This window comes from Luteibacter yeojuensis (genome assembly GCF_011742875.1).
Taxonomy (GTDB): domain Bacteria; phylum Pseudomonadota; class Gammaproteobacteria; order Xanthomonadales; family Rhodanobacteraceae; genus Luteibacter; species Luteibacter yeojuensis.
This window is the reverse complement of sequence record NZ_JAAQTL010000001.1, coordinates 2,240,429-2,253,871: the sequence shown is the minus strand read 5'-3', so window position 1 is coordinate 2,253,871 and position 13,443 is coordinate 2,240,429. Positions and strand designations below refer to the sequence as shown.

The following is a 13,443-nucleotide window of genomic DNA, read 5'->3' as shown; positions in this document are numbered from 1 at the left end:
TACGGGAACCGGCTGGGGAGGAGTCGGTTCCCGTAGAGGGGCGCAAGTGTCACACAGGGATCTGGGTCGTCTTAAGCGCTCTTAGAAGTCGTAGCTGACCGCCAGGCGGGCGTAACGCGGATCCTGGGTGTACAGCGGGACGCGGTAGATCGGATGCGGCGTACCGCGGTTCTCGAACTCCGTCGGGTAACGGAACGTCGGACGCTGCTGGTTGAGCACGTTGAAGACGTTCGCGGAGAACGCCAGCTTCGAACCCGCCCATTCCGGCCGGTAGGTCACGCCCAGGTCGAGCTGGAAGGTCCACGGCAGGCGGCCCTTGTCGCCCGGAGGCGACGGCTGGCCGTCGCACCAGTGGTACGAGCTGCCGTAGTGCGCGACGTCTTCCTGGTTCGGACCCCAGTAGCCGAGACAGACTTCGGGCGCACCCGAGATCGCCTGCAGGTTGCCGGACAGCTGCCACTCGGGCGCGAACTGCCAGTAGCCGTAGGCCTTGAACACATGCGTGTGGTCGTTGCCGAGCGGACCGTTGGCGTAGTCCATCACCCAGTGGTTATCCCAGTCCACGCTGCCCGCGGCACCCGACTGGCGGGTATCGGTACGGGCCTGGCCCTCCGTGTTGCCGTAGGAGTGCGACCAGACGTAGTCGAACTTGCCGTACCACGTGCCGTCGAACTGATGCTCGAGGTAGAACTCCGCGGCCAGGTAACGGCGCTTCGTCTTCGGCATGCCCATCTCTTCGCGGCTGAGCGGCACCACGAAAGGATTGCCCGCGGTGTCGATGAGCGTGAACTTGTTCGAATGGCCGCCATTGACGAGGTAGCAGCTGTTCGTCGAGCCGACGGTGTAGCCGAGCGCCGCGGCCTTGTTCGTGACGACGTCGAGGTCGCAGAAGTCGTCGATGACCGCATTGAGCTTGCGCTGGGTCAACTTGACGCCGTAGGTCCAGTTCTCGTTGAAGGTCTTGTCGAAGCCCAGGATGAACTCGTCCTGGTTCTCGGACTTGAGGTCCTTCGCGGCGACCGTGCGGGGGTCGGGCGGGATACCGTACGAGTTGTTACCCGAGACCACGCCGCTGAACTGGGTGAGGCCGGTCGGATTGCCGGTCACCGGGTCGATGCCGGAGTACGTGAAGTACTGTTGCGTGGCGGTATAGCCGGCGGCCGCGCCCGTCGCCGGGTTGAGCGGCAGGCCGAGGTAGTAACGGCCGGCGTTGGCGTAGACCTTGAAGCTGCCGTCGCCGTTCACGTCCCACGACGCGCCGAGGCGGGGCGCCCACTGCGGCCGGGTCTGTTCGATGAACGGCTGGCCGAACTGGTTGTAGTCCGTGAACTGGTCGTTGCGCAGACCGACGGACAGCAGCCAGCGGTCGTTGATCTGCCACTTGTCCTCGATGTACTGCGCCTTCTGGTCGGAGCGCACGTTCACGCGGTTGTTGACGATGTTCTTGCTGACGAAGTAACCCTGCTCACCGTTCGGGAACAGGCCGGGCGCGGGCACGAAGTTGCGCCCCGGCGTGTTGTCGATGGCTTCCATCGGATCGTCGGAGTGGCCGTAGGTCCACACATAGCCGGGACCCGGGCTTTGCGTACCGAAGTCCTCGACACGCGAACGCACGTTGTCGATGCCGACCGAGATCGTATGGTCGCCGAGGACGTAGGCGACGTCTAAGCGGAAGTTGGTCGACTTGTTGCCGCGGCCCGGCGAGCTGATGTCCGCCACCTGGGTGTTCTGGATCGGCGTACCGCCGTTGAGCGCCGGATTCTGGCGCACGGGGTTGTCGACGCGGATCAGGTTCGGATCGTAGTCGGTCGGCTGGTCGTAGTTCTTGCTCGACATCTTGCCGTACATGGCACTCACGGTCAGGTTGTCCGTGATGTAACCGGTGTACTTCGCCACCCACAGGTCGCCACCGGTCTTGGTGTCGTTGAGGTCGCCGATGCGCGCGGTGCGCGAAAGGTTGGCGTAGTCGTAGCTGTAACGGGTGCCCGAGCCTTCGCGCTTGTCGCCGGCGCTGGTCAGTTCGAGGATGTTGTTGTCGTTGATGTTCCAGTCGAGCTTGCCGTACCAGCGCGGATTGCGGTAATCCCTCGTGTCGGCGGGCGTGTTGTTGCCGACGTTGTTGACCTCGCGCAGCCCCTGCCTCTCGAACTCGCCAGCCAGGAAGAAGAACAGCTTGTCCTTGATGAGCGGACCGCTGGCATACGCGCTGACCGTGGTGGTCCACTTGTCGTTCTGGCTCTTCGGCTGGTACAGGTCGCCGGCCGGTGCCGATGCCGGCGTGTTGGCGTAGTGCAGGTTCGGACCCGAGGCACGTGCCCATGCCGGCTCCCACAGCACCTGCGCACCGTAGTGCCACTGGTTCGTGCCGCGCTTGCCCACCTGGTTGATCACGCCGCCATCGGAACGGCCGTACTGCGCGCTGTAGCCGCCGGTGTAGACCTCCTGCTGGTCGATCGCGCCGTAGGGAAGCTGCAGGCCGCCGAGGGCGTTGAGCGGGTCGGTGGTATTGAAGCCGTTGACGTAGTAGGCGTTCTCGTTCGCCGCGGCACCGCCGAAGCTGGCGACCGAGCGGCCGGTATCGCTGGCGAAGCCGCCGCCGTTGTTGACCACGCCGGGTGCGAGGCGGGCGATGTCCTCGGCCGAGCGGCCCAGGGGAATCTTCGAAAGCTGCTCGGAGGTGATGACGGTGCGCGAGTCGACCGCGGTCACGTCGATGCTGGGCAGCGCGTTACCGGTGACGGTCACGCCTTCCAGGCTTTCCGCGTTGGCCGCCACGGCGGGCGCGGCGTTGAACGAGACGTCGGTGCTAGCGCCGACGCGAAGGGCGACGTTCTTGCGCGAATCGACGGCGGCACCGTCGCGCATCAGGGTCACCGTGTAGGTGCCCAGGGGCAACTGGGAGACGGCGTAGCGCCCACGCTCATCGACCTGGACCTCGCGGCGGAAGCCGGAGCCGCTCTCGATGACGATGGTTTCATTTCCTGCCACCGGAGCCGAGCCATTGATGGCGCCGGTGGTGGACTGTGCATAAACGCTCGAAACGCCGCTCAGGCAGGTACAGACCGCCAGTGCAAGTGCGCTCCTGCGAGAGAGAAACTGCTTCTTCATGCTTTCCCCGAAAAGTGATGCCCCGAAAAGACGATCCCGCGGAAGACGCGGCTCGGGCTCCCACCCGAAAACCCCGCGATGAGGAGCCTGGAAGCTCCCCTCCCGCGCTCCGTCGCTTACATCCATTTGCCTCGATCCAAATGGAATTGCTCGAAGGTTTACAGCACGTCGGAGGGGTTGTCCAGCGGTTGTGAGGAGGTCGCGGATCAGTCCAAATAGAAGTCCGAACGATGTTGCTTCGCAGCAAAATCGACAGTAACTACGCATATTTACAGGGATTAATCACTTCGAAAAACCTTGCCGGAAACGTGCATTCCCGGCCCGGAACGGATCGTAAAAAAATGTTGCCGGGAAGGTGCCGAAGCGCTCGCCGGGCGCCCGTTTTTGGATCGAGGCAAATGTCGTGCCAACCATCGAGTGGGCCGTCACTCTTTGTGTACCCCGGCTGCCGGACAGTCGCGCGATGAAAATCGCCACCTACAACGTCAATGGCATCCGCTCCCGCCTGCCGAACCTGCTCGAATGGCTGGAACGCGAGGCGCCCGACATCGCCTGCCTGCAGGAGCTGAAGGCGGTGGACGAGGGATTCCCCATCGGTGCGATCAACGACGCGGGGTACGGCGCGTTGTGGGCGGGGCAGGCGTCCTGGAACGGCGTGGCCATCCTGGCGAAGGGTGTCGATCCCGTGGAGAGCCGCCGCGGGCTCCCTGGCGACGCGAAGGACACGCAGAGCCGCTACCTCGAGGCGATGGCACACGGCATCCTGGTCGGATGCCTCTACCTGCCCAACGGCAATCCGTGGCCCGGTCCGAAGTTCGAGTACAAGCTCGCCTGGTTCGAACGCTTCCTTCGCCACGCGCAGAGGCTGCTCGATTCGGGGCAGCCCGTCGTGCTCGCCGGCGATTACAACGTCGTGCCTACCGACGAGGACATCTACGACCCGACGCACTGGCGGCGCGACGCGCTGCTGCAACCGGAGAGCCGCGACGCGTACGCCCGCCTCCTGGCCCAGGGCTGGGTCGACGCGCTGCGCAAGCGACACCCCGACGAACGGATTTACACGTTCTGGGATTATTTCCGCCAGCACTGGCCTCGCGACCGCGGACTGCGCATCGATCACGTGCTGCTGGCTCCACCCCTGGCGGGCAGGTTGAAGGACGCGAACGTGGACCGCTGGGTGCGCGACCAGCCCAAGGCGAGCGACCATGCGCCGACCTGGGTCGAGTTGTCCGCATCCGCCCCGAAGCGGACCGTCGCGAAGAAAGCCCCGGCGAAGAAGGCCGCGCCAAAGAAGGCGCCGGCGAAGAAAGCCGCCTCCCGGCGCAGTCGCACGGAAGCCTGAGCCCGGGGTTTGCCAAGGGCGGCAGAGTTACTAGACTAGGCCCCTATCGGGGAAGCCGGACCAGGCAGTTAGATGAAGATCGATGACGGCAGCGGAAGGCGCGCCGAACCGGTGACGCTAGGCGAGGTTGCCGCGCGGTTGCGCAATCCCCGCATCGATCGCATCGTGGCCAGCTTCCGCGAGTACCGCGTCTCGCTGATGCGTACCGTCATCCTCGGCTTCATCGTCGTATGGACCGCCGCCTGGCTGCACGGTCCCGCGGCGATGGCCGCGGACGCGCGACGGGTCGTCCCCGTCGCCCTCGGGCTCTTCGTGCTCAGCGCCGTCTGGATGCTCTGCCTGCGCGCCGGGTCGCTGCGCCAGAATGCAGCCATCGATGCGATCGGCAGCGGCGCCAACTTCGTCATCGTCGCGATCCTGCTGAAGGCCGCCTTCATGCTGGTGATCACGCTCACGGCGGTACTTCCCTTCCTTTCCGTGGCTCTCGGCGTTCGTTACAGCCGACGTGCCTTCGTCGCGGGCGTGGTCGCGTCCGTGCTCATCCTCGCGGTGGTGGCGCCGGAGGGTTACTGGGTATCGCGACCCGCCTACGCACTGTATGCGCTGGGCCTGGTGATCGTGCTGCCGATGACCCTGTACCGCATGATGGAAGCGTTGCGCGAGGTATCCGCGGAGGCGATCGCCTCGCGCGAGGCGCAGCACCGCTTCATCTCGATGATGAGCCACGAGATGCGGACGCCCTTGAGCACGGTGATCCATTCGGCGTCGCTGATCGATACGTCGGTGATGAACGAGGACCAGCGTGGGTTGGTCGCCCTGCTTTCCACCAACGCCAACGCGCTCCTGCATCGCGTGAACGCCGTCCTGGACGTGGCGTCGTTCGCGGGTGGCAGCTTCACGCTGCGCCATCAGGCGTTCGCCTTCGACGAAGTGCTCGGGATGGTCGGCGCCGTCTGCCGGCCCCTCGCCGCCGAGAAGCGGATCGTCTTCAGCCTCGCCCGCGACGCCTCGGTGGAGGGCGTGTTCAACGGCGACCCCGGGCGCATCGAGCAGGTCCTGTCGAACCTCGCCTCGAACGCGCTGAAGTTCACGCCCCCGGGCGGTTCGGTGGACGTGCGTGTCGAACTGACCGAGGGTATCGGCGGCCGCGACCCGATCATCGTCTGCACCGTGATCGACACCGGCATCGGCATTGCCGATGCGGACAAGCAGCGAATCTTCGACCCCTTCCACCAGCTCAGCGCCGGCGAGAGCCGGCGCCAGGAAGGCGTGGGACTGGGCCTCTACGTCGTGCGCAACGTGTCCGAGCAGATGCGCGGCATCCTCGAGGTCGCCGACAATCCGAAGGGTGGCTCGATCTTCGCCTGGCGCTTCCCGCTGCCCCGGGCCGCCGCCGGCGTGCGCAGCGCATCCGAGATGCCGCTCACGGAGCTGCTCGACGAACACCACGCCCGCGTTCCCTCGCAGCGCTGCCTCGTCGTCGACGACAATGCCGCCAATCGCGAGATCGTCGGACGCATCCTCGACCGGGCGGGCCATGCCACGGTGTTCAGCGAGAGCGGGGACGAGGCGCTGGCGCGCCTGGCAGACGAGCACTTCGACCTGATCTTCATGGACCTGCACATGCCCGGCAGTTCCGGCTGGGACGTGCTCGGCCGGATCGAGGCCGCGCGCCGCACCGGAAGCGTGCCGCCGATCGTGATGCTCAGCGCCGATTCGAGCCACGATGCCGTGCGCATCGCGTTCAAGGCGGGGGCCAGGGCCTACCTCACCAAGCCGATCGCCGCGCAACGCATGCTCGATGTGATCGAGGCGGTCGCCGAGGAGCGACGGCTCGAGCATGCGGCGCGGCTGTTGCAGCCCGCCATCGAACCGGCGACGGAATGGGGCGGCCCGACGCCGCTGGACGACATGCGTGCGCTCAGCAGCCGCGAAGAGTTCGGCGAGTTCGTCGAACTGTGCGCACGGACGGCGGCGAACCATATGGAAAGCCTGCGCGGCGCGATCCTGTCGCACGACGTGGCCGCGGCGACGGAAGCCGTGCACGCCCTGCGCAACGTGCTGGGCAATCTTGGCGTTCCCGGCAGCGGCCGGGTCTGCGACGACATCGCCGTGATCGTCGAGGCGGGCGGCGACATGCGCTCCGCCGCTGCGGAAATCGACGGCCTGATGCGATCGGTCCACCGCTTCGTGACGGCCCAGCGCGAGCACCTGACGGCGGCGGACGCGTGACGGCACTCGACGAACTCGCCGCGCGGATCGACCGGCAGGAACGCGGCATCGCGGGCATCAAGCCCGACAACGAGGCGCGCGTGGTTTTCCGCCCGGGCCTCGCGCATGTGCGGCAACCCTTGTCCGTCGTCTACCTGCACGGCTTTACCGCCAGCCAGGCGGAAGGCGACCCGGCACACCGCGCGATCGCGGAGGCCTGCTCGGCGCACCTGTTCCTCAATCGCCTGACCGGCCATGGCAGCGAGCTGCCGGAAGCGATGGCCGGGGCCACGCCGGAACGCTGGCGCGCCGATGCCGACGAGGCGCTCGACATCGGATTGAGCCTTGGCGAGCGCGTCGTCCTCGTGTCGACATCGATGGGCGCGTCGCTCGCGCTCGACCTCGCCGTGCGCCGGCCCGATGCCGTCGAGGCGGTCGTCGCATGGTCGCCCGGCATCCGCGTGCACGACCCCGAACAACTGCGCGCGGCGGTGCTGCTGCAAGGTCCGGTGGTGCCACCCGGCGAGCGCTCGGCATTCCAGCGCCGCTACTGGTCGTCGGTCGTGCATTCCGACGGTTATCGTGCCATCGCGCGGCTGTTCCTCGAGTGGATGCGGCCGGAACGGTTGAGCGAGATCGTCTGCCCGGTGTTCTTCGGCATGTGGGACGGCGGCGAAGGCGATCGCGACACGCTGACCTCGGTGACGGCGATGCGCGAGGCGTTCGGCTGGCTGGGCACAGCACCGTCGCAGCGCCGGCTGGTGGCCTACGACCACGCGGCGCACGTGCTTGCCTCGCCCGAGCGCTCGCCGGCGGCGACACGTGTGCTGGCCGATTCGCTGGCGTTCCTGCGCGAGATGGGCATCGCCTCCCGCTAATCCCTCATTCGCGGCCCTTTCTCATCGCCCCTGCGCAGGCAGGGGCCCAGCGACTTCCGGCCGTCCAGGCAAAGGCTGTGGGTCGACCACACTGCATCGGTTCTCCCTGCGTGTTCCGCTATCGTAGCGGCCTGGCAAGTGAGGATTTACCCTGGGTGCGCCCGAATAAAGCGGTGGTTGCGTGGCTGTCCCTGTGCCTGGTCCTGTCGGGCTGGCTGGCGATCGCCTGCGCGGCGATGGCCTCGGACAGCCGCGATCGCGACATCGCGCAGTTCTATCACACGGCCTGGACCGTGCGCGAAGGTGCGCCCGGACAGGTGACCGCGCTTGCACAGACGGCGGACGGCTATCTGTGGCTGGGCACGCAGACCGGGCTGTACCGCTTCGACGGTGTGCGCTTCGAGCGTTACCGGCCGCGGGAGGGCGGGGACTTCCCCGCGTCGAGCGTCGCGTCCCTCTACGCACCCTTCTCGGGCGGTCTGTGGGTCGGTTTCCGTTATGGCGTGGCCAGCTTCGTCGACGGTGGCCGCGCCACTCATTACTCGGCCGCGTCCGGCCTTCCGTCGGGCACGATGTACGCCATCGGGGGGACGGCCGATGGGCGGATCTGGGGCGCCACGTTCAACGGCCTAGTGCGATTCGACAAGGGCCACTGGTACCCGGTGCAGAAGGCCATGGGCCTCCCTGGAAAGCGGGCGCGGAACCTGACGGTGGACCGCGAAGGGCGTCTGTGGGTGGCGACCGAGGATGCGCTCGCCTGGCTGCCGCCCGGCGGGAAGCGCTTCGAGGTCGCAACCCGTGCGGTGGGCCGGGTGAACCGGATCGCGGAAGCGCCGGACGGCTCGATCTGGGTCGCGGAGGCGGACGGCGGCGTGCGCCCGGCCTGGACGGGCAAGGGCGATCCCGAAGCGGCTGGGCCGGTGCTGCGGCTCTCCTCCGCGGGCCTGCTGTTCGATCGTGACGGCGCCCTGTGGATGCCGACGCTGGGCGACGGCATCCGGCGCGTAGCGCGCGTGGGCGACCTGGCGGGGATGGCGATCGGTGCCGAGGGCAAATACGCGCAGCGCTTCGTGGAACGCGACGGGCTCAGCTCGGACTACGCGAGCGCCGTGATCCAGGATCGCGAGGGGAACATCTGGGTGGGAGGAAGCCGGGGGCTCGACCGCTTCCGCGTGAGCCGGCTGTTGCCTGCCTTGATGTCGCCGGGCGCCACCGACTTCGCGATGGTTGCCGCGCCGGGACATGGCGTCTGGGTCGGTACCAAGAACCGACCGCTCAGCCGCGTCGAAGTCACGGGTGTCACGCCGAGCGCCCTCGTGCAACCCATCACGGCCGTCAGCCGGGACGCCGAGGGCATCTGGTTGGGTGGGCCCGACGGCATCTGGCGTCTCCGCGACGGCCGGCCCGAGCCGTATACCGCGTTGCCTTATCCCGACTATTCCGGCGTGCAGGCCGTGACCGGCGATGGCAAGGGCGGCGCCTGGGTCTCGATCAACCGGCCCGGCATCTTCCACTTCACCGAAGGCGGCTGGGAGCACGATCCCTTGCCGGCTTTCCCCAACGATCCTTCGCCGCTTGTGCTGCTGAACGATCGCCACGGCTGGCTGTGGATGGGATTCGCGCGGAACACGATCCTGCTGCGCAAGGGGTATGGCGAGGACGACGTACGCTTCGGCGCCGCCGAAGGGCTGGCCGTGGGCAATGTCACCGCACTGCTCGAGAACGGCGAAACGATGTGGGTGGGGGGCGAACTGGGCATCGCCGCCGTGGCCGAGGGTCGCGTCCATCCGATCGCGACGGTCGGAGAGCCTTTGCGCGGCGTGTCCGGCCTGGTCCGCGATCATCGCGGCGATTTCTGGGCGAATGCGGCGCAGGGCGTCGCCCGCATCCGCGGGATGGACATGATTCGCGCCCTGGCGGATCCGTCGTATGCGGCACCGGTGGTGCTGTTCGATTCGCTGGACGGCCTGCCCGGCACGCCTGCGCAGTTTCGCCCGTTGCCGACGGCCGTCGTCGCCGACGACGGCCGCCTGTGGTTCGCCACCACCAGCGGCATCGTGTCCATCGATCCGGCGGACGTCCCGCGCAACCGGCTGGCGCCGCCGGTGGCGATCCGGACCATCTCCACCGACGCGGGAACGTGGCCCGCCGGCGCTTCCGTGAATTTGCCGGCGGGTACCGAGCGCTTGCGCATCGCGTTCACGGCCACCAGCCTGACCATGCCCGAGCGGGTGCGCTTCCGTTACCGCATGGAGGGTCTGGACACGCGCTGGCGCGACGCGGGTGGCGACCGCGAGGCCGTCTATACCGATCCGCCGCCAGGCCATTATGTTTTCCGCGTGACGGCGACGAACGAGGACGGCGTCGAGAACGAGCGCGGCGCGTCGATCGACGTCACGGTGGCCCGCGCGTTCTACCAGATGCCGTGGTTCTTCCTGCTCTGCATCGTGCTCGTGGCGCTGCTGATCTGGATAGCCTTTCTCATCCGCCTGCGTCGCATCGCCTTCCAGTTGCGCGCCCGCCTGCAGGAGCGGCATGCGGAGCGCGAACGCATCGCCCGCGAACTCCACGACACCCTGTTGCAGAGCACCCAGGGCCTCACCATGCGCTTCCAGGCGATAGCCAACCGCGTGCCGCCGGGAGAGCCGTTGCGCGTCGCCATGGAAAGCGCCCTCGATCGCGCCGACCAGGCGCTGGTGGAAGCGCGGGACCGCGTGCGCGACCTGCGCACCCACGCCGGCGAGTCGGCTCGCCTCGACGTCGCGCTGCGCGCGCTCGCCGAGGCCTGCGCGGCGGAGCACACCGTTCCCGTGCGCGTGACGGTGCAGGCGGAGCTGCGCGATCTCGACGCACTGGTGCGCGACGAATTGTTTCGCATCGCGCGAGAGGCGGTGCACAACGCCATTGCCCATGCCGGCGCCAGCCGCATCGACGTGGGCGTGCGCCTGGAAGGTTGCGCGCTGCTGTTGAGCGTGCGCGACGATGGCCGCGGCATCGACGATGCCGTGCTGCGCGACGGCCGCGACGGTCACTGGGGACTGCGCGGCATCCGCGAACGCGCCGCCACCGTGGGCGGCGCGGCCACTTTCACTTCGCCGGGAGGACGCGGCACCGAGGTCACGGTGCATGTTCCCCTCGAGCGCGCGTTCCCGGCGCGCCACACGCCGTTCGGGCGATGGTGGGGGCGGTTACGCCACGGGTTCCGTCAGCGGTAGCAGCCGTTCGCGAACCGGCCCTTGGCGACCGGGCACAGAATGGCGGCGAAACCGCCGTTCGCCGGTACCTCGAAGGAAAGGGAACCATCGGCCGTGACATTCTGCGCCGAGCGGACCACGTCGCCCCGGCCCACGCCGTCGCGGACGATGTCCGCATGCCAAGGTCCCACGCCCAGCGAGGCCAGCGGCACGGTGAGACGCCGCGCCGGTCCCGCGGCGATGGCACCGACGAACCAGCGGTCGCCGCTGCGGCGAGCGAAAACGGCGTCCTGCCCGGGTGTGCCCGCGATCAGTTTCGTCTCGTCCCACACCGTGGGCACCTGGTCGATGAAGGCGAGCGCCTGCGGACGCTTCTCGTACGCTTCCGGACGGTCGGCGAGGTGCGTCCACCCGGATTCGAACACGATAGGCAAAGCCACTTCGTGCGCGATCGACGCCTCCTTGCGTCCGGCATCGAAGGCCACCGGCGTGTAATCCATGGAACCGACGACATTGCGCGTGTACGGCTGGATCGTGTTGCCGACGGCGGGCGGATCGTTCTCCGCCCCGCGCACGCCTTCCATGCTCATCAGGTGCGGCCACGTGCGCGCGAGTCCGTGAGGAATCGTGGCGCCGTGGAAGTTGACCATGAGGTGCAGGCGCGCCGTGTCGGCGAGCGTGGCGTCGTACCAGCGGTAGCGTGCCTGGGAGTCGGACTCCATGAAGTCGATCTTCACGCCCTTCACGCCCCAGCCCTTCACCTTCGTGAGCTCGGCGATGCGCTTGGCGGACGTATCCATCTTCGACCAGTGGAACCAGAGCAGCACATCCACGTGCTTCGCGTTCGCATACCGGACGAGCTCCGGTACCCAGGCGTCGCTCCAGCCCTCGTCCACCAGTACGTACGGGATCCGGTTTCGCGAGGCGAAATCGACGTAGGCCTTCTGCCGCTCGAAGTTCGAAGGACTCTGGTGTTCGCTGAGCCAGGACCACGCCACCTTCCCCGGGTGGATCCACGAGGTGTCGGCGAATTTCGCCGGGTCGGCCAGGTCGTCGACCAGCGTGGATTCGGTCACGGTGGCGAGGTCGCCCGCGATCACGGTGCGCCAGGGCGTGATGCCGGTGCTGTCGACCCGCGCGTCGGCAAGGGTCAGTGCGTAGGTTCCGCTGTTCGCGCCATGCGTGAGCCGGCTGCCGTCGTAGCGGCCATCGGCATTGGCTTCGGTGATCAGCAGGTAGTTGTCCCCTACCTTGAACAGCGATGGATAACCGAATTCACCCGAAGCCGCCGCGCCGGCCGTGGTCTCGATGCGTTCTTTCTCGTACTGCGGGTTGTACGGGAGCAACCAGGCCTTGGCGGTCGCCGGCACGGTGAAGGCAGTCGCCTCACCGGTGACCGTTGCGCTCGACGTGCCCGGCAGCTCATAGCGGAACGCGACGCCGTCGTTGGCGATGCGCACGACGACGTCGAGCTTCTGGCCCTTGCCGTTCTGCAGGGCGTAACGCGTCTCGGAGAGGTTGGCGTTGCGCTGGAGGCGCTTGCCGACCGTCATCCGGTAACGCTCGGTGAGTTGTCGATGGCTCGTCGCGACCAGCTTCAGGTCGTGGGTGAGGTCGGCATCGGCGGTGCGCAGGCCCAGCGTTTCGTCGACGAGCGCGAGGCCATGTGGGTCGGTGATGCTGAGGACGGGTCGTCCGCCGTCGCGGAAGACGAGGGTGGCGAGCGGCGGCGCGGCGAAGGCCGGAACGCTGACGAGGGCCGTGAGCGCGGCGGCGAGACGTGCTGGCTTCATTCGGAGGGTCCTGTCGGGTGCGAACGGACACGTTACCATCCGCGACCATGGAATCGCTCGCGTCGACGGTCACGTTTCTCGAAGCGGAGGAAGGCTGGCGCCGTCCTTCGGCTTTCCTTTGGCGTGCCGAGGCCGCGGATCGCCTCGACCTGCTTCTGCTGGGCGCGCACGACGAGGCCTTGCATGCAAGGGCGATCGGTCTGCTCGACGCGATGGAGGCGATCGACGGCGAGGGCTTCGCGGCGATCCGCGCCGCGATCCGGGCCGGAGAGGGGCGCATGGCACTGGACGCATGGCTCGATGTCGGCATACCCACGGGCCAGCACTACGACGTGCTCGATCATGTGCTCGCGGGGGTGCTGGCCATCGAAGAGCCGGACGTCGCCCGGCCGGCGCCGCCGCCCGACATGGTCTTCTACCAGCCGACGCCGGCGCGGCACATCATCGACGGCGTGAACCGCGCGCGGATCGCCGCCGACGACGTCGTCATGGACCTCGGCGCGGGGCTTGGCCATGTGCCGATCCTGGTGAACGTGTTGACCGGAGCGCGCACATCCGGCGTGGAGCGTGAACCTGGATACGTGGCGCGAGCGATGGAAGCGGCGCGCGGCCTGGGCCTTCGCGACGTGAACATCGCCGTGGGCGATGCGCGCGACGCCGATCTGTCCGATGCCAGCGTGTTCTACCTCTTCACGCCATTCGTCGGCACGGTCCTGCGCGACGTCGTGGCGAAGATCGAACGGGAGGCGCGGCGGCGACCGGTGCGCGTCGTTTCCCTGGGACCTTGTACGCGGACCTTCGCCCGCATGGGCTGGTTAGGCAGCGACGATGCCGACCCGTCGGCCACCGACCGGATCGTGGTTTTCCGGTCGCTTCACGCCCTGGCGTAAGCCCTTACCGGGAACGTGCCCCTGTCG

Annotated in this window: 7 protein-coding genes; 5 read left to right on the top strand and 2 right to left on the bottom strand. The window is 67.7% G+C overall.

Going from position 1 to position 13,443, the window contains the following annotated elements; genetic code table 11:
• Window positions 1-81: 81 nt before the first annotated feature.
• Entirely contained in the window at window positions 82-3,108 is a 3,027-nt protein-coding gene (locus tag HBF32_RS10295; protein ID WP_166699539.1) for a TonB-dependent receptor, read from the bottom strand.
• Between the two features lie 463 nt (window positions 3,109-3,571).
• On the opposite strand from HBF32_RS10295, the gene xth reads away from it, so the two are divergent.
• The 4 genes from xth to HBF32_RS10275 all read left to right on the top strand — a co-directional run bounded on the left by xth (window position 3,572) and on the right by HBF32_RS10275 (window position 10,754).
• Window positions 3,572-4,450: an exodeoxyribonuclease III gene (gene xth, locus HBF32_RS10290; protein ID WP_166699538.1), complete on the top strand. Its 879-nt coding sequence runs from the start codon at window positions 3,572-3,574 to the stop codon at window positions 4,448-4,450.
• 72 nt (window positions 4,451-4,522) lie between these two features.
• On the top strand, window positions 4,523-6,682 hold the full coding sequence (locus HBF32_RS10285; RefSeq protein WP_166699537.1) for an ATP-binding protein: 2,160 nt from the start codon (window positions 4,523-4,525) through the stop codon (window positions 6,680-6,682).
• A complete protein-coding gene (locus tag HBF32_RS10280; RefSeq protein ID WP_166699536.1) occupies window positions 6,679-7,539 on the top strand; it encodes an alpha/beta hydrolase in 861 nt (286 codons plus the stop codon). Before HBF32_RS10285 ends, HBF32_RS10280 begins: the two co-directional genes overlap by 4 nt.
• Before the next feature lie 155 nt (window positions 7,540-7,694).
• A complete protein-coding gene (locus HBF32_RS10275; protein WP_166699535.1) occupies window positions 7,695-10,754 on the top strand; it encodes a two-component regulator propeller domain-containing protein in 3,060 nt (1,019 codons plus the stop codon).
• Here HBF32_RS10275 and HBF32_RS10270 read toward each other — a convergent pair.
• Window positions 10,745-12,526: a glycoside hydrolase family 97 protein gene (locus HBF32_RS10270; protein ID WP_205287732.1), complete on the bottom strand. Its 1,782-nt coding sequence runs from the start codon at window positions 12,524-12,526 to the stop codon at window positions 10,745-10,747. The two genes, HBF32_RS10275 and HBF32_RS10270, sit on opposite strands and share 10 nt — an antisense overlap.
• 47 nt (window positions 12,527-12,573) lie before the next feature.
• Between HBF32_RS10270 and HBF32_RS10265 the strand changes: the two genes are divergently transcribed.
• Window positions 12,574-13,416: a TRM11 family methyltransferase gene (locus tag HBF32_RS10265; RefSeq protein WP_166699533.1), complete on the top strand. Its 843-nt coding sequence runs from the start codon at window positions 12,574-12,576 to the stop codon at window positions 13,414-13,416.
• Window positions 13,417-13,443 lie beyond the last annotated feature (27 nt).